This window comes from Arthrobacter arabinosi, from assembly GCF_054511115.1.
Genome location: NZ_JBTNDF010000002.1, coordinates 569,653 through 585,058, shown reverse-complemented (window position 1 = coordinate 585,058; position 15,406 = coordinate 569,653). Strand labels below are relative to the sequence as shown.

16 protein-coding genes are annotated in these 15,406 nt (G+C 66.2%); 4 read left to right on the top strand and 12 right to left on the bottom strand.

Annotated features, from left to right (window positions below; genetic code table 11):
• The first annotated feature begins 108 nt into the window (after window positions 1-108).
• Window positions 109-675: a DUF7010 family protein gene (locus ACX80P_RS06860; RefSeq protein WP_459277311.1), complete on the top strand. Its 567-nt coding sequence runs from the start codon at window positions 109-111 to the stop codon at window positions 673-675.
• A gap of 20 nt (window positions 676-695) precedes the next feature.
• Here ACX80P_RS06860 and ACX80P_RS06855 read toward each other — a convergent pair whose 3' ends face one another.
• The 5 genes from ACX80P_RS06855 to ACX80P_RS06835 form a co-directional block, all read right to left on the bottom strand.
• Complete coding sequence (locus ACX80P_RS06855) at window positions 696-2,246, bottom strand: alpha/beta fold hydrolase (protein WP_459277310.1); 1,551 nt, start codon at window positions 2,244-2,246, stop codon at window positions 696-698.
• 176 nt (window positions 2,247-2,422) lie between these two features.
• The gene (locus tag ACX80P_RS06850) at window positions 2,423-3,688 is read right to left on the bottom strand and encodes a Zn-dependent hydrolase (protein WP_459277309.1); all 1,266 of its coding nucleotides are present in this window, start codon (window positions 3,686-3,688) and stop codon (window positions 2,423-2,425) included.
• Window positions 3,688-4,611 (bottom strand): phosphotransferase, encoded by a 924-nt coding sequence (locus tag ACX80P_RS06845; protein WP_459277308.1) that lies wholly within the window; start codon window positions 4,609-4,611, stop codon window positions 3,688-3,690. Before ACX80P_RS06845 ends, ACX80P_RS06850 begins: the two co-directional genes overlap by 1 nt.
• On the bottom strand, window positions 4,611-5,516 hold the full coding sequence (locus tag ACX80P_RS06840; protein WP_459277307.1) for a hypothetical protein: 906 nt from the start codon (window positions 5,514-5,516) through the stop codon (window positions 4,611-4,613). Before ACX80P_RS06840 ends, ACX80P_RS06845 begins: the two co-directional genes overlap by 1 nt.
• Window positions 5,517-5,571: 55 nt before the next feature.
• Window positions 5,572-6,405 (bottom strand): GntR family transcriptional regulator, encoded by an 834-nt coding sequence (locus ACX80P_RS06835; protein WP_459277306.1) that lies wholly within the window; start codon window positions 6,403-6,405, stop codon window positions 5,572-5,574.
• A gap of 251 nt (window positions 6,406-6,656) precedes the next feature.
• Here ACX80P_RS06835 and ACX80P_RS06830 point away from each other — a divergent pair, with 251 nt between their 5' ends.
• Window positions 6,657-7,451 (top strand): inositol monophosphatase family protein, encoded by a 795-nt coding sequence (locus ACX80P_RS06830; protein WP_459277305.1) that lies wholly within the window; start codon window positions 6,657-6,659, stop codon window positions 7,449-7,451.
• A 422-nt stretch (window positions 7,452-7,873) separates the two neighbouring features.
• The gene (locus ACX80P_RS06825; protein WP_459277304.1) at window positions 7,874-8,308 is read left to right on the top strand and encodes a hypothetical protein; all 435 of its coding nucleotides are present in this window, start codon (window positions 7,874-7,876) and stop codon (window positions 8,306-8,308) included.
• 79 nt (window positions 8,309-8,387) lie between these two features.
• Here the strand turns inward: ACX80P_RS06825 and ACX80P_RS06820 are convergent, their stop codons facing one another.
• Entirely contained in the window at window positions 8,388-8,624 is a 237-nt protein-coding gene (locus ACX80P_RS06820) for a hypothetical protein (RefSeq protein ID WP_459277303.1), read from the bottom strand.
• Between the two features lie 194 nt (window positions 8,625-8,818).
• Between ACX80P_RS06820 and ACX80P_RS06815 the strand changes: the two genes are divergently transcribed.
• Complete coding sequence (locus ACX80P_RS06815; protein WP_459277302.1) at window positions 8,819-9,718, top strand: nuclease-related domain-containing protein; 900 nt, start codon at window positions 8,819-8,821, stop codon at window positions 9,716-9,718.
• Between the two features lie 111 nt (window positions 9,719-9,829).
• On the opposite strand, the gene ACX80P_RS06810 is transcribed toward ACX80P_RS06815, so the two are convergent.
• From ACX80P_RS06810 to ACX80P_RS06785, 6 genes are all read right to left on the bottom strand, one after another.
• The gene (locus ACX80P_RS06810) at window positions 9,830-10,768 is read right to left on the bottom strand and encodes a restriction endonuclease (RefSeq protein ID WP_459277301.1); all 939 of its coding nucleotides are present in this window, start codon (window positions 10,766-10,768) and stop codon (window positions 9,830-9,832) included.
• Window positions 10,769-10,847: 79 nt separating this feature from the next.
• Window positions 10,848-11,690, bottom strand: coding sequence for a GntR family transcriptional regulator (locus tag ACX80P_RS06805; protein WP_459277300.1), 843 nt, complete (start codon window positions 11,688-11,690; stop codon window positions 10,848-10,850).
• 96 nt (window positions 11,691-11,786) lie between these two features.
• Window positions 11,787-11,921 (bottom strand): hypothetical protein, encoded by a 135-nt coding sequence (locus ACX80P_RS06800; protein WP_459277299.1) that lies wholly within the window; start codon window positions 11,919-11,921, stop codon window positions 11,787-11,789.
• A gap of 25 nt (window positions 11,922-11,946) precedes the next feature.
• Window positions 11,947-12,972, bottom strand: a complete 1,026-nt coding sequence (gene pdxA, locus ACX80P_RS06795; protein WP_459277298.1) for a 4-hydroxythreonine-4-phosphate dehydrogenase PdxA — start codon at window positions 12,970-12,972, stop codon at window positions 11,947-11,949.
• Entirely contained in the window at window positions 12,969-14,258 is a 1,290-nt protein-coding gene (locus tag ACX80P_RS06790) for a four-carbon acid sugar kinase family protein (protein ID WP_459277297.1), read from the bottom strand. Before ACX80P_RS06790 ends, pdxA begins: the two co-directional genes overlap by 4 nt.
• Window positions 14,255-15,334: a 2-keto-3-deoxygluconate permease gene (locus ACX80P_RS06785; RefSeq protein ID WP_459277296.1), complete on the bottom strand. Its 1,080-nt coding sequence runs from the start codon at window positions 15,332-15,334 to the stop codon at window positions 14,255-14,257. Before ACX80P_RS06785 ends, ACX80P_RS06790 begins: the two co-directional genes overlap by 4 nt.
• Window positions 15,335-15,406: the final 72 nt, after the last annotated feature.

Sequence of the window (15,406 nt, the reverse complement as noted above, 5' to 3'; positions counted from 1 at the left end):
TCCCGTCGGCACGGTTCGTCGACCCGGTCGACGGCATAAGGGCTAGGGTCAGCGAACAACCAGGGCGCGGTCGACCATCGCACCCGGTGTGACCGGGAGGGTCGACGCATGCTCATTGCCGTAGCTCAGGAGGACGTACGCCGGGTCTACCGTCGAGGATCGGTCGGGCAGCTCGTGACGGCGCTCGTGTGGGCAGCGGCCGTTATCGTCGCCTCACAGGGTTCCTTGATGAGCGCCGCGTGGGCCCTGTTCCTCGGGGGAATCCTGATCTTTCCGCTGACGACCCTCGGGCTGCGGATCCTCGGCGGTCCATCCTCCTTGCCGAAGGGTCACCCGATGTCCGCGCTGGCGTTCCAGCTGGCCATGCAGATCCCCCTCGGCGTCCTCGTGATTCTCGCCCTCACCGCACCCCAACCGGGCCGTTTCTTCCCTGCGGCGATGGTGCTCGTGGGGGCCCACTATCTTCCGTTCGTGTTTCTCTACGGCATGAGCTCGTTCCTGCTGCTCGCCCTGCCGCTGATCGTCGTCGGCGTGCTGATCGCGGTGGTGACACCCGAGTGGTCGCTGGTGGGAGCATGGTTCACCGTCGCGGCGCTCCTGGTGTTCGGCGTCGTCGAGTTCCTCCGTGACCGGCAGCTGTCTCCTGCGGACCGGGCCCGCACGGCGGACGCCTGACGCTCGGCCCGTGGCAACGCTCAGGACGGCGGCGTCCGGACGAGCACGGTGTCGCGCAGATAGGCCACGAACGCGTCGGGCTGTTCGAACAGCGGACGGTGTCCTGAGGTCGCAAGTTCCGTGGACTCCTTGACCGGGGCCTCGAGCAGCTCGAACCATTCGGCGAACGGCTCGGCGCGGCCGCCGGCCTCGTGAGCGCCCTGCACGAAGTAGACGGGGACCTCGAGGCTGGTGACGTCGGTGCGGAAGTCGGTGTCCTGGAGCTGGGGGTAGATGACGGAGAAGGTGTCCATGAACGCGCCGAGCAGGTGGATCTGGTCGGTGAGCGTGTACTCGGGGACGAGGAAGTTCTCCGAGAACCCGCCCTCGCCCTCCGAATTGCCGGTGTGGTCGTAGGGGTACACCTGGTGTTCGTAGGCCAGTGCGGTCTCGTAGTCCAGCATGTCCTCGTAGGGTGGCGGGCCGATCCGTTCCAGCTCCTCCACCAGCGCAGTATCGCCGGACCGCTCGGCCCAGGCGAGGGTGTCCTGGTAGAAGATGGTGTCGGTCTCGAGCGGGTCCACCATCTGCCCGGTGCCGATGTACGCGTGGTAGAGCTGCGGCTCCTGCTGGACGGCGAGGATGCCGTAGATCGTCCCGCCCGACTGTCCCGACAGGTAGATCTTGTCCTCGCCGAAGCGCTCCCGCAGGACGTTCGTGACGGTGATCGCGTCCTCGACGGAGCTCTCGAGGGTGAGAGTGGAGGCCGGGTCCAGCTCCGGGTAGGACGTCCCGGTGCCCCGCTGGTCCAGGGTGGCGACGACGAAGTGCTCCTCCAGCTCCTGCAGATGGTTGCGCATGGCGCCCAGCTCGGATCCGCCCGGGCCGCCGGCGAGGAACAGCAGGACCGGCTTCTCGACGTCGACGCCGCGCAGCATGAGGCCGAGGTCCTTGCCTCCGGTCTCCACCGTGGTGAGCTCGGCGATGCTGCCGGTCACGGGTTCGCCGTCGGCGGCCTGGATGGGATCGGTGCCGGCCGGCCGGGCGAGAACCACCGCGAGCGCGATGAGCGCCACCGCCGCAAGGGCGGCAACAGCACGGCGGACGACGACGCCGGCACCCGTCCGGTGGGTTTGGTCGGGGGAGCGCGTGAATCGTCGCGCCACTCCGGCGCCGAGCGCTGCGCCCAGGATCATCGCGGGCAGGGCAAGGAGGGCGTGGAAGCCGCGCCCGACGATGAACGCGAGGATGCCGTAGGGGCTGGTGGCGATTTCATCGACGGTGGGTCCGTCGGTGCCGATGCGCGTGAGTTCGAAGACGACGACGACCACGACGGGGGCGGCCAGCATCACCCACCGCGACCGGAGGATGAAGCCGGCGGCGACGCCGACCAGCAGGCAGAGGAGCATCGTCCCGAGCGACTCCGCGGTGGTGAGGGGGCCGCGGGGAGTCCACCAACCCAGCAGGAGGCCGCAGCCGACGGCGACGGCCAGTGCCACGGCAGCGCCCACGCGGCGGTCGGCCCAGACGGGCTCCATCAGTGTTCGCGCGCGCGTGGAGGGAGTGGGGTCTGCGTCGAGTTGGGTGGCCATCGTGCGTCAGCTGCCTTCCGGAGGTGGCGGGCCGGGATCCTCCTCCAGCATTCCGGGACGGCCCCGGCCCAGATAGGGCCGAAGGTCCACGCGGCGCTCCTTCAGTTCCAGCAGGCCTCGGCCCTCGTGACGACCTCACGCGCGCAGTCGTCGGTGTCGGCAGATTGATCGCCGTCCTAGGAAGCTGGATTTCTGTCGTCTTCGGGGCTACTTGCGTACGTTTCTCCCAGGGTCTCCACCGCCTTCACCATCAAGCTGAGCCCATTCAACAGGTCCTTATCCTCGGTCATTTCACGGCAGTTGTGAGTTTGTCCACCCACGCTGGGAAGAAAGAAGAGCATGCTCGGTACTGCGGCGTTCATGACCAGGGCATCGTGTCCGGCGACAGTCTTCATGGGGCGGCTCGACAACTGACAGCCGGTCGCTGCTCGTTCGAGGATTTCGACGCCTTGTGGCCACATGCGCGTAGTCTCACGCAGCGACTCGGCAGAGACTTCCAGACTCGCCCCTGTCAACCGGCCGATCTCTTCGAGGACCATGTCGAGCTTGGTCCTCGAAGCGGTCAGGATGGCGGGGTCGTCGGACCGCAGCTCGACCTTGGAGCGGACTTCGGACGGGGTGCAGTTCGGGGACTCGGGAGTGATCCGGAGAGAACCGACCGTCGTGTGGAGTCGACCATCGGGCTGATCGAGGCCCATGTCCCGCACCGCGGTGACCAACAGTGCGGTCGCGTACAGCGCATCAACGCGCTCGGCCATGGGGGGTGGACCAGTATGTGTCTGCAAGCCCGTGACCTGGACGTCCAGTTTCAGAGCACCCCACGCGCCCTCCACGACGCCGATGTCCACACGTTCGCGTTCGAGTATGCCGCCTTGCTCCACGTGGACCTCGAGGTAGGCGGCGGGCAGGGGGACCTCGTCGGTTCCCAGAGCATCGATCTTGGCCAGGCTTTCTCCGAGCGTGGCACCGCAAGAATCTGTCGCGCCAAGAGCAGCGTGGACCGGGATGCGGCCGGTGAAGACGCTGCTACCGAGCACGCTCGGCTGGAACCGGGCGCCTTCCTCGTTGGTCCAGTTCACCACGCCCAGGTTGAACGGCAGCTCACCTGACCGGATCTTCGGCTCGAGAATGCGTGCTGCCCACAGTGCGATCACCACACCGGTCTGTCCGTCGAATCGTCCGCCGTCCGGCTGCGAGTCCAGGTGCGAGCCGAGGAGGATCGTGGGCCGTTCGTCCGGGGGGAGCACGAACCCGAAAAGGTTCCCGACCGCGTCACGTGCCACTGTGTAGCCGCGTTCCCGGAAGCTGGACGTCAGAAGGCTCCGGGCTGCACCATCCGCCGGTGTGCCGGTCAGGCGATGGAGGCCACCGTTCTTCGCTCCGATCTCGGAGAATGCACTGAAGGTACGCAGGAGCCCGTCCCGGTCGTCAGCGCCGACCATCAGATCAGATCCAGCCACTCTTCGAACTGTGGGTGCTTCGAGACGAGGAAGCTGCGGTAGAGCTTCCAGGTGCCGTATTTGTAGTAGTCGAACTCCTCATCCCGGACCGCATTGTTGATCAGGCCCCACAGCCCCCACTTGGTATCACAGATCATGCGGCACACCATGACACGAGCGAAGAACGGCTCGTCGTCCTTGCCCCGGTAGCGACGGACGAGTACCCGGGTATCGTCCACGCTGGTGAACATCTCCGTGAAAAGAAGAGCAAGCTCGTAGGTCACTTCGTTGTTGGCTGCGTAGTCGAAATCAACCAGCTTCACTGACCCGTCGTCTCCCAGCAGGAAATTGCCCGGCATCGGATCGTTGTGCGCGGGGACAAGGGTCAGCCCGGAGGCGCGAAAGCGCTCGGCCGCGCGACCATACGCCTCGACGACGTCGTCAGCCCAGGAGGGTAGGGCGATCGCAGAACCGCGGACCTGATCCAGGTGCTCGTCCACCATGTCCAACATCGTCTTGGTCTGGGGTAGTGGCGGCGTCTTGTGCCACGCCTGATAGATGTCGATGATCTTCTCCAGAAGTTCCATGCTCTGGAAGTCGAGAGTCGTCGCGGTTCGGTAACCCTCCCCAAGGAACTCGGAATACTCGATCCCGGTCTCGGCGTCGAAGAACAGGACGCGCGGGCTGATGCCGACCTCTGCTGCCTGACGGGCGGCTGCGTTGGCCACCGAGCGGTCGATGAACGCCTCCGTGCCCGGGCCGGGGATCTTGGCGAATATCTCGTGGTCGATCCCGGTCATGGTGAGCCGGAAGTTGTGGTTCGTCAGGCCCCCTGGGACCGGATTGACGACCGGTGTGGACCCTGCCCATTCCGGGTTGCGGCCGGAGCTGTCCGAGAGTGTGTCGATGTCGGTCTGGGTAGTCATCAGGACAGTTCCTTCTCTAGTTCGGTCATGAAGTGACGGTCGGCGAGGGCGATTTCGGCGAGGGTCATGTGCCAGAGTCCGTACTTGATGGAGTCGAGGTTCTCGTCCGGGTCGGTGGCCGCGCGCAGGGAGGTGAGCAGGGACCACCGCAGGTGCTCGATGAGCGAGATGACCTGCACGACGGCGATGTCCTTCGATGAGGCCTCCGGCATCACCTCCCGAATCAGTGCCTCCGCGCTGAGCACCGTGGGGCATGCCTCGGAGACCAGGAGGGCCGTGTCATGGACCTGGGACAGCTGTGCGGCTGAGCCCCAGCCGACGATCCTCACCTGGCCGTCCCGATGGACCATCAGATTGGACGAGGTCGCTTCGCCCTGCGAGGGTCGCAGCTCGACGCCTCTGCGGTACTCGAGCAGTACCTCCCTGAAGCGCAGCAGGTGCTCGACGCCGGTTGTAACCCGTGGATCGAGGGCTACTCCTCGATCGCGGCACTCCTCCTCGAGCTGGATAAGGTCGGCGATGGGACTGCGTGGGGCCAGGTTCAGATCGAGTGCAGCAAAGGCTCTACGCGTGCTGAGAAGGTTCGAGCGGAACTGAGGGTCCGCGTAGTAGTCCAGGCGCACCACGCGCCAGTCGTCCGCCAATTCCTCCACGAGGAGGATGCCGATTTCCTGGTCGTAGGCGTGGACTCTGGGGCCGATTCCGTTCTCGCCGGCCGCCACCGCTGCCTGGATCATGCTGTGGCGGTTGCGCCAGGACCACGCATGGCGACTCATCACCTTGGCGATGACCCGGCCGTGTTCCTCGCTTAGGCCACGGACAAGCGTGTTGTCGGAGGCCCACCAGCTAGGGGAGGGCAGCTGGGGAATGGGGCCGAACCATTGGATCTCTTTGAGATCGCGCATCCGTGTGAACTCCGAAAGCCGTTCCTGAACAGGCATGAAACTTCTCCTTTGATGGTTAGGCGTGGCTCCTCAGCCGTCGTTCTACGGTGGAAACTGGCTCCATCATGAGAGGACGCTGATGGTCCAGGCCGGCGTCATCCGCGCAGCGGTTCGCGGTGTGGGTAAGGGTGGTGAGGGTGGCGTTGAAGAGATCGTGCGACAGCTCAACGGGTACACCTGTTTCGTCCCGCGAGATCCGGTCGATGTCGAACAGTGGAGTCCCAATGGTGACCTTCAGCAGCTGGGCGACGCTCGCGCTGGCCAGGGAAATGTTGATGGTTTCGTCCACGGACGCCAAGTTGACGCCGTACTCCCGCTCGAACATCTCGTACAACGAGTTCAACGAGCGATCGAGCAGGTGCGGAAAACGCGCGGCCGGCAACGTCATCTGCTCCAACGAGAGCGGCTCGGAATCCGCCAGGCGAAGGCGCAGGATGACCAGGACCCGCGCTCCACGACCAAGGCCGAGGGTGGCGGTCTCTGTGGTGTTGGCCCCACGTTCCTCGGTCCTGAGTACGCGAGTGGTCGACAGCATCCCCTGCTCGCTCAGTAGCGCCGGGATGCCTTGAACTCGGTGCAACGGGCGGTGCACCTTGAGTGAAGCATGTGGGTCCAGTCCTCCCAACTGCATGGCGGGATGCTCCTGCCGGACAAGGGTTCCGCCGTTGCGGCCCACCCGACGTTCCACGATTCCCTCGCCCTGCAGCCACTCCAGGGCCTTGCGCAGGGTTCCGCGGGCCACGCCGAGTTGCGACGCCAAGAGTCGCTCGGCGGGGAGCCTTGACTCCCCGCGGTCATTCAGATCAGCCATCAGCATCAAGAGACGATCGACGGTGACGTCTATCCTCATTGGTACATCTGAATGGACCATCGAATTCTCTCGCCGGCAGGCTTCGCGGAATTAGCGCCCAGTATATGATCTGGATCACACCGGCTGTCCAGGCGCTCTTTCTTCGACCCTGGTGATGGTCTGCCGCGCCGGCATGGCAGGACCGGTCAGTTCGGGCGGATCCGGGGCGTGGGGCTCTCGCCGAGCGGGATCCCCGTCGGTGTGCAGGTAGCGCTGAGCCACAATCAACCATCTTCAACGAGGGACGCATTATGACCATTGATGCACGGTTCGAAAATGCTCTGAGTATCCTCGAGGCGGGCTCGGACATGGCCCGGTCCTGGTTCGACGAAGCACATTTCCGCGTTGAACAGAAAGACGACGGAACTCCCGTTACGGAGGCCGACCGCAGCGTGGAGCGACACCTCCGCGACGAGCTCTCACGTCACTTCCCGGACGACGGCCTCCTGGGTGAGGAATTCCCGGAGGTGGAGGGGACATCCGGCGGCCGATGGATCATGGACCCGATCGATGGCACCAAGTCCTTCATCCATGGTGTGCCGCTGTACTCCACGCTCCTGGCGTACGAATCGGCCCGGGGCATCGAGTTCGGCGCCATTGCCCTACCCAGTCTGAATCGTTTGGTCTACGCCCAGTCAGGCCGTGGATGCTTCGATGGGCAGGGCAGGCGATTGGAAACGTCGAGCCGCCGCGACGTGCAGGGAGCCTATATCCTCTCGACGTGGCTCGAGGACTGGCCGACCGAGCTGATCGACCGGATTCAGAACCAGGACGGCGTCATCCGTACGTGGGGAGATGGGTTCGGCTACGCGCTCGTAGCGGCCGGACAAGCGGACGCGATGATCGACTTCACGGTCTCGCCCTTCGACGTGGCTCCTATGCCGGTCATCATGCGAGAGGCCGGGGGGATCTTCACCGACTTCGGGGGACTCGATTCGATCTATTCCGGAGTCGGTCTGGCCACGGCCACCCGCGAGTTGCACGATCGTATGCTGCGGGATCTCGCGGCAACCGGTGGCTCACCAACCCAAGACGCCAGGGATTAGCACGGCTTGCTTTCCACCGTCATCACGAACCGTCGTGCGACAGGTCGTCGGTGAATCGGAAAAGATCCGCGCCGAGCCGGCGGGCCCGGTCGGCGAGCGCATCAGGGGCGTCGGCAGCAGGCGACGACGGCGGGGGCCAGCCCGGCGGGTTTGCTCTGGATGTCGATGTCGAACACCACGTGGTCCGGGTGGGCACTTGGTGTCGTTTGCCTTCCGGATGTGGCGGCCGGGATCCTCGTCCAGCATCACTGAACGGTCCCAGCCCTGATAGGGCCGAACGTCCACGGGGCGGCGTGGGCGAGCCGTCCAGCGGGGCTCTGTCCGAGGACCAATGGCCCTGTGCTCCGTCGTCGCGGACACAACAATGGGAAAGGACACGATTCCGCCGCCCGTGCTGCGGCCCACCCGGAAGCCGAGGCGACATGCTGAAGATCACGAAGGACAAGCCCTCCATTCCCGATCAGCGCGAGGATCGGAAGCGAACGGGTCTCGCCCGGAAGATCGTGGGCGGATTCTTCCTGTTCACGGGAGGAGTGCACCTCGGGATCGTCATGGCCGATCCGCAGCTGTATGCGCCCTTCGCGCAGGAATCGTTCATCCCGCTCGTGGAGAAGGCCTGGGACAGCATCTTCATGGCCGCTCCGGCGCGGTGGGGTCTCGCGCTGTCAGCGGGTGAGGCCACTTTGGGGGTCCTGCTCCTGCGCGGCGGTCAGTGGGCGAAGGCCGGCTGGATCGGCGTCATCGCCTTCCACCTGGGACTCATGCTGTTCGGCTGGGGCTTCTGGCTGTGGAGCGTCCCGGCGCTCGCCTTCCTGATCTGGGCAGCCCGGAAAGACTGGCCGTTCCTGGGGGAGTGACGGGCGGACTCCCGGTTCTGGGTCGGGGCGAACCCAGGCGGAGACTGCCGTCGTTCGCGTCCGGGTTCAGCGTTGGAGATCAGGCGTCGTGTTTTCCCGACGGCGACTCCGACGACGACCCCGGCGACGGCTTGGATGCTGACCGGGCGATCGCGCCGACCACGAGACCGACACTCGCCCCGATGGCGGCTCCGATCGCGATTCCGGGTCCGCCGGCGATCGCCACCCCGATCGCGCATCCGGCCCCCGAGCCGAGGGCGATCCCGATGCCGGGGTAGGACTCCTTCAGGGTTTCCTCTGGGCTTCGCTGTTCCATCGCTCGAGTGTCGTGGCCCTGGTCCGGGGTAGCAAGGGCCGTGCGACCCGTCGTCCCTATGTCGCCACGGCCGGGCGCGAGACCGGGAAAGGGACGAGAGCGCACACCGGAATCCTGCCGTTCTCCTAGGGCTTTCCTTCGCTTCCCGGCATTCAAGCACTCCTAGGCTTGGGCGGCAGGCATAGGGGGAGAACGTGGAAGCAGGTCAGGGTGCCGCCGAACAGGCGCGGCAGATGGGGGAACGGGTCTCCCGGCTGGAGGCGGAACTCGAGCAGGCGCGTAAGGCCCAGCAGGCGTGGCTCGCCGGGGCCGAGGGCGAAGCCCGTGTGGGTGAGCAGCTGCGCCGGCTGGAACCGCACGGCTGGAGAGTCCTCCACGACGTGCATTGGCCGGGCCGGCCGAGGGCGAACATCGACCACATCGCGATTGGACCCGGTGGGATCCTGATCATCGATGCCAAGAACTGGTCGGGCGATGTGCGCCTGCGCAACGGTGAGCTGTGCCAGAACGGCTACGCGCGGAAGCGGGAGACGGCGTCCCTGCTCGAGCAATGCAGCGCCGTTGCCGTTCTGCTCGAGCCGCAGCATCGAAGGATGGCGCAGGGCTGGATCTGTCTGGTGGGACAGTCCGACCTCGAGGGTTCGACGGTTACAGGCACGAGGATCGTGGGCATTGATCAGCTGGTGGATGCGGTGCTTGCGCTACCGTCGGTCCTCGAGGAGCCGTTCGTCAACGCCATTTACGAGTACCTGAAAGGGCTACTGGCAGGGCCGGTGAGCCCGGCGGTGGCGTCAACCGCTTTGCTCGATCGATCCACAGCTGAGTCACCACTGCTCGCTGCCCGGCGGGCAGCAGCCACGCGTTCTGTTTCCGCAGGTCGGCCTGGAGCGACCCCCCAAATTCGCGCTGTGAGGCCTATGAATCGACGACGCCGCAAGAACGAAACCGGTTGGCTCGGTGCCATGTGGCGCCTGGTGCTCTTGGCCCTGGTGCTCTGGATCGGGGCAGGAGCGCTCCAGCAGATCGCCGAATCGCTGTCAGCACCGCCCTCGCAGCCATCACCGGGCGTCGTGCAGCAGCATGTGCCCGGATAGTTCACCGTATGGCGGCCTCAGAAGGGATGTCGACACCGTCCTAGCGGCCGCGGGCCGGGCAGTCCTTCGTTTCCATATGGAGGCAGTCGGCGTGTAAATAACATGAGGTCACTATTCGAAGAAGTCCTCATCAACTTCCACGACGGTGTAAGTCTTGGCCACCTGTACGCCGACCGAATGACGAATCATCAGATCGGTGAGCTGTTTGCCGTCGATCAAAATGATGCGTGTAGGAATGGCGCGGGCGTAGTCGAGGGCTTGAGCCGAGAACCGGCTGGTCGTTATGAAGACTCCTCGCGTCGCTCCACGTCCAGCGAGTGCTCCCACGAACGACTGAATCGCCTCTCGTCCAACGGTTGAATCGGCAGCGTATCGTTTCGCCTGAATGTAGATCTGATCCAGACCGAGCGCGTCCTGATCGATGACTCCGTCCACACCGCCGTCTCCCGTGCCACCAATACGGCGGCCCCGGTTTTCTGCGCCGCCGTAACCCATCGCGAGAAGCAGCTTCACGACCGCTTCCTCGAAGAAGTCGGGGTGGCGGTCCTGAAGCCGCTTCAGCAGGTCCGTTGCAACGTCGGCCCGCAAAAGTTCGATGCCGCTCTCGATCTGCTCGGTGGGATCGAGCTCGGAGTCCTCATCTATCTGCCCTTGAGCGGCGTTGCTCGCTGAGAGATTCTGGGGCCGCGGCTCGTAGTCGTTGTAAGCAGGTATGGCTCGGAGAGTGTTCTTCGTGATTCTGGCACCATTAGCGGCAAGTAGCTCTCTGCCAACATCGGTGATTGTGAAGCGTCCACGTTCTGGTTTCGCAACCGCCGTCGCCCGGGTCAGAGCGGACATGGCCCAGCCGATCCGGTTCTCAGCGCTCGATTGCCCAGAGGCGAGAAGGATGGCCCGTTGGTCTTCAGGAATTTCTTCTTCATCGAGCACATCAGCAATCAGTTCGCGGCGGGTCCTTGTCCTACCGTCCGAGAGAACCCTCAACACCGGCCGCATGAATTCGTGCCACTTCGGCATTGATTCGATCACTGTAGGTTGTGGATCAGACACAGTAGGTCACCTTGCTCGTTGTGGAAGCCATCACTGGCAGCGTACGCAGGGCCAGCAAACAATTTATGGACTGACCCCGTTAAGTGCCTCGATGATCCACAGAAGATAGCTCATCAGCTAAGTGCCGCAGGTCGACGCTTAGCCGGCGTGCACGATCAGCGATCGCATCAGAGCCACCCCTGGGCCTCGGCGACGGGGACAGGTCGGTTGCCACGATTGACGCTGCCGAAGCGTCCCGCTGGATGTCGATGTCGAACACCACGTGGTCCGGGTGGTGCCAGGTCGAGAAGACCTCCACAGGCCGCCCGTGCTGATCGAAACTGGTGCCCTCGAGCAGAAGGACGGGCGATGACGCCCCCAACCGCAGCAGCCGCAGTAGCTCCCGGTCGCCCGGCACGGCCCGGATCTGCCGCTTGCCTGAGGTGATCTGTACCCCGTACTTCTTGCTGAGCACCGCATGCAGCGATGCATCCCGGAGATCCTCGGCGGTCAGATCGGCGAATGTCGGAGCAGGCAACCACGTGTGGATGACGGCGATCGGCACGCCATCGGCTGTCCGAAGCCGCTCCAGCGAGAGCACTTGCTGCGTCCCGAGGAGCGCAGTGGATGCATCGGCGTCCTGCAGAGACAGAGACAGCACCTCCGTGCCGACGGTCGCTCCGGCGCTGCCCAGCTGGGCCGACAATCCGGAGGTGCTATGCACCAGCCGGTGGTGTTCCTGCCGGGGCGCCACGGTGCTGCCACGTCCACGGCCACGCTCGATCAGACCTTCATCGGTCAACGCACCGAGGGCCTGACGGACGACGGACCGGGACACCCCGTACCGTACCTGCAACTGCGCCTCACTGGGCAGGGACGTGCCCGGCGGCAGCGAGTGGTTCAGGATCTGCGCACGCAGATGCCCGCGCAGCTGCAGGTGCAAGGGCTCGCTGCTCCCGGCGTCCAGCGGACGCTCCAGGGAATCGGGGGCGTCTGGTCCAGTCATGATGATCTGCTCCGGCTCAGGGTGATCGAGGACCTAGCTATCGGAGCCGTCCGAGGAGGACGACGCGTCGTCCTCCTCCTCGATGACCTTCCCGTCGTGGACCCGGTTGAGCTCGATGCCCTCGAGGTAGCTGGGCACGGGCGGGTCGAGGTCTTCGTCGCTTGTCATGATTCCGATCCTAGGTGCCAACCCGCTACTTCTTCTGCGCGGTCTGCCAGACGTGGTCCCAGCCCGGCGCCAGCGCAGCGGCGCGGCGCATCGACAGCACCAGGCTCGCCTCGCGCGCGATCCCCTGACCCGCGATGTCGAACGCCGTCCCGTGGTCCACCGAGACACGGACGACCGGTAGGCCGACGGTGATGTTCACGCCGTCGTCACCGTAGACCGCCTTGAACGGTGCGTGGCCCTGGTCGTGGTAGCAGGCGATGACCATGTTCCACTTCCCCTTGACCGCCGCGGGGATGAGCGCGTCCGCGGGGATGGGCCCGTGCACGTTGACGCCCTTCTCACGCGCGGCGGCGACGGCGGGGGCGAGGATGTCGGCGTCCTCGTCGCCGAACAGGCGGTTCTCGCCGGCATGCGGGTTCAGTCCGGCGAGGCCGATGGGCTCGTCCGGTTTGCCGAGCGCTTTCGTGAACGCGCTGACGAGCTCGATGACGTTGGTGGTGCGCTGCGGGGTCACGTCCTCGATGGCCTGGCGCAGGGAGACATGGGTGGTGAGGTGGAAGAAGTAAAGGTCGCCCGCCGAGAGGACGAGGCTGAAGTTCTCCACGCCGAACTCGTGCGCGAGCAGCTCCGTGTGGCCGGGCCACTTGTGCCCGCCGGCGTGCATCGCGGCCTTGTTGAGCGGAGCGGTGACGATGCCCTGTACCTTGCCCTCGCGGGCGAGGCGGCAGGCCTCGACGACGAAGCGGTAGGAGCCGTCACCCGCGGCGGGACTCAGCTCGCCGAGCTTCACGTCCGCCAGGGACGGGCCGGTCTGCAGGAGTTCGATGATGCCGGGCTCGTTCGTCGCGTCCTCGATCGAGGTCAGGACGCGGACCGTGTCCGGGTCGCCGCCGATGTTCTTGACGCCCTGGCGCATGGCGGCCTCGTCGCCGATGACGACGGGCACGCACTCCTGCCGGACGTCGTCGTGCCCGAGGAGGGACTTCGCGGTGATCTCCGGCCCGATGCCGGCGACGTCGCCGAGGGTGACGGCGAGGGTGGGGATGCTCATGAGTATGCCTCCGTGGAGTGGGCGAGAGTGGTGGTGAGTTCGGTGATGGTGTCGAGCAGGGCATGGACCGGGCCGAAGCCGCCAGCCTTCGTCACGACGATCTTCCCAGCCGCGGTGCCGCCTTCGACGACGCCGACCGGGATGCCCTCCTGAATGGCGCCGGTGATGCGCAGCGCCCGGGCGCGGGTGGCGTCGAGGACGGCGCGGGCGCCGTCCCCACCGACGAGCACGAGGGCACCGACCTCGGTGGAGTCGAGCGTCTGCTGCACCACCGAGGCGAGGCTGCGTGCGATGGCCGCTCCGCTCAGCGGCAGTCCGGTGCCCGTGGCCTCGGGGGAGAGGACGACGACGACGCGCGGTAGGGCGTCCCGTGCCGCCAATTCCCCGGTGGCCCACTGCGCGAGCCGGTCCGGCTGGTCGAGGAGGGCGGCGTCGGGCTGGAGCACGTGCACATCGGCAGGGTCCAGGTGCGTGCGCAGGTGGTCCGTCTGGGCGCGGGCGACGTCGTGCAGGGAACTGACGACGACGACGATCCGCTGCCCCTGGGCAGCAGGAGCGGATTCCGCACGACCCCGCACAGCTCCGGCATCCGCCCATGCTGCGGCCATCGCAGCCGCGAGTCCGGCGGACCCGGCGGGTACCGCCGTGGAGCCGGCCAGGACGAGAGCCGCCGCGAGGGTGCGCAGGTCGTCGTCGGACGTGGCATTCACCACGACCATCCGGCCGTTCGCGGCCTCCCGGAGGGCCAGCGCGTCCTGCTCCGGCCGGCCACTGAGGCTGATGGTCGTGGTGCCTGGCAGGAGGTGCGAGAACTCGCTCGTCGGAACCGGAGTGACCGGGTCGCGGCCCGCTGGGGAGTCCTCGACGGGTCCGCCGTGGACGCGCAGCAGGCCGTCCTGGACGGTCCTTCCCATCGCCGGGTAGGCCGGGCACACGACCGCGAAGCAGCCGGGGTGCCGCTCCTGCCACGCGTCGAGGGCGCCGGACACCTGCGCCGGGACGCTGCCGCGCATGGTGGAGTCGATCTTCAGGTAGAGGCGGTTCGCGCCGGCGGTGACGAGGTCGGCCACCGCCCCCGCCGTCGCCGTCCGGGCGCTCGCCGTGTCCATCGCCCGGGCATCGGAGTTCATGGCCAGGGCACTGCCCGGAACTGCCGACCTCGGGATCAGCTCGCCGAGGAGCAGCCGGGAGGACCAGCCTGCGCGGGAGAACTGGACCACGGAGTCGGTGGCGCCGGTGACGTCGTCGGCGGCAATGCCGACGATAGGTGCGGTGGGTGTCGTCACTCGTTGTCCCCGGCCCGGCGGCGGCGGGTGGTGGGCGCGGACGGGTCGCCTGCGGGCGGGAGTTCGGAGGCGGAGGTAGGGACGACGCCGACGGCGTCGTCCGTGTCGAGTCCGCCCTGGCGCTTGAGCACCCAGGTGGCGAGGAGCGGCGCGAAGATCGCGGTGACCAGGACGGCCGAGGCGACCTGCGCTGTCGCGACCTCCACGAAGGGGGAGAAGCTCGGATCCGCGGCAGCGACGATGGCCGGCGTGGCGATGGAGTTGCCCGCCGTCGTCGCGGAGGCGATGCCGATGCCGGACTTGATGCCGCGCCGGAGGATGAACCGGTAACCGAAGTAGACGAGGGTGCCGGTGATCAGGGTGGCGGCGATACCGACGAAGATGCCGCTGAGGCCACCGGTGATGACGTTGCGGAGGTCGATGCCGGTGCCGAGCGCGAAGGCGAAGAACGGGATGACGATGTTCGGCACGGGCCGCATGACCTCGGTCCACTTCGCGTCGAGGTTGCCGACGATGAAACCGAGGATCAGCGGGATGACGGCGGCGAGGAGGGTGAGGAACGGGATGTTGCCGAGGCCTGAGATGCCGAGGAAGAGCAGGGTGAAGAAGGGGCCGTCGTTGATGGCGGAGGCCATGTAGGCGCCGCGGTCGCGGTAGTCGCCGTAGCGGCCGGTGAAGGCGAGCCAGAGGCCGCCGTTGCTGTTGTCGAAGCTGGCCAGCAGGGCGAGGATCGAGATGCCCAGGATGCCGTCGATGCCGACGACGAGGCCGAGGCCCGCGACGAGGGCGGCGGGGATGATCGTCTTGAACAGCAGGACGACGCCGGTGGTGGCGAGCACGGGGCCCGAGGCCTTCGCGGTGATCTGCATGCCGGTGGCGAAGATCAGGACGGCGATGAGGGGGAGAGCTGACTCGGCGAACAGGGCGGTGGTGAAGCTGCCGAGTTCGAGGAAGCCGGGGGTGAACGTCCCGACGATCGAGCCGAGGATCAGGGGGATGAGCATGAGGCCGCCGGGGATGCGGTTCATGCCGTCGAAGAGGGGGATGCGGGATTTCGGAAGCGATTCGGCTGCCATTGGCGAATCTTCTCTCTGTGCGGGAGGTCTGTGCGGACGGGAGAGTGCGTACAACTAGTACGGACACGATGT

Coding starts and splice junctions, on each gene's coding strand:
- ACX80P_RS06830 (WP_459277305.1), top strand. CDS start 6,657: ATGACCATTGATGCACGGTTCGAAAATGCTCTGAGTATCCTCGAGGCG.
- ACX80P_RS06840 (WP_459277307.1), bottom strand. CDS start 5,516: ATGCGCGATCTCAAAGAGATCCAATGGTTCGGCCCCATTCCCCAGCTG.
- ACX80P_RS06800 (WP_459277299.1), bottom strand. CDS start 11,921: ATGACAAGCGACGAAGACCTCGACCCGCCCGTGCCCAGCTACCTCGAG.
- ACX80P_RS06785 (WP_459277296.1), bottom strand. CDS start 15,334: ATGGCAGCCGAATCGCTTCCGAAATCCCGCATCCCCCTCTTCGACGGC.
- pdxA (WP_459277298.1), bottom strand. CDS start 12,972: ATGAGCATCCCCACCCTCGCCGTCACCCTCGGCGACGTCGCCGGCATC.
- ACX80P_RS06845 (WP_459277308.1), bottom strand. CDS start 4,611: ATGACTACCCAGACCGACATCGACACACTCTCGGACAGCTCCGGCCGC.
- ACX80P_RS06860 (WP_459277311.1), top strand. CDS start 109: ATGCTCATTGCCGTAGCTCAGGAGGACGTACGCCGGGTCTACCGTCGA.
- ACX80P_RS06825 (WP_459277304.1), top strand. CDS start 7,874: ATGCTGAAGATCACGAAGGACAAGCCCTCCATTCCCGATCAGCGCGAG.
- ACX80P_RS06855 (WP_459277310.1), bottom strand. CDS start 2,246: ATGGCCACCCAACTCGACGCAGACCCCACTCCCTCCACGCGCGCGCGA.
- ACX80P_RS06835 (WP_459277306.1), bottom strand. CDS start 6,405: ATGAGGATAGACGTCACCGTCGATCGTCTCTTGATGCTGATGGCTGAT.
- ACX80P_RS06850 (WP_459277309.1), bottom strand. CDS start 3,688: ATGGTCGGCGCTGACGACCGGGACGGGCTCCTGCGTACCTTCAGTGCA.
- ACX80P_RS06820 (WP_459277303.1), bottom strand. CDS start 8,624: ATGGAACAGCGAAGCCCAGAGGAAACCCTGAAGGAGTCCTACCCCGGC.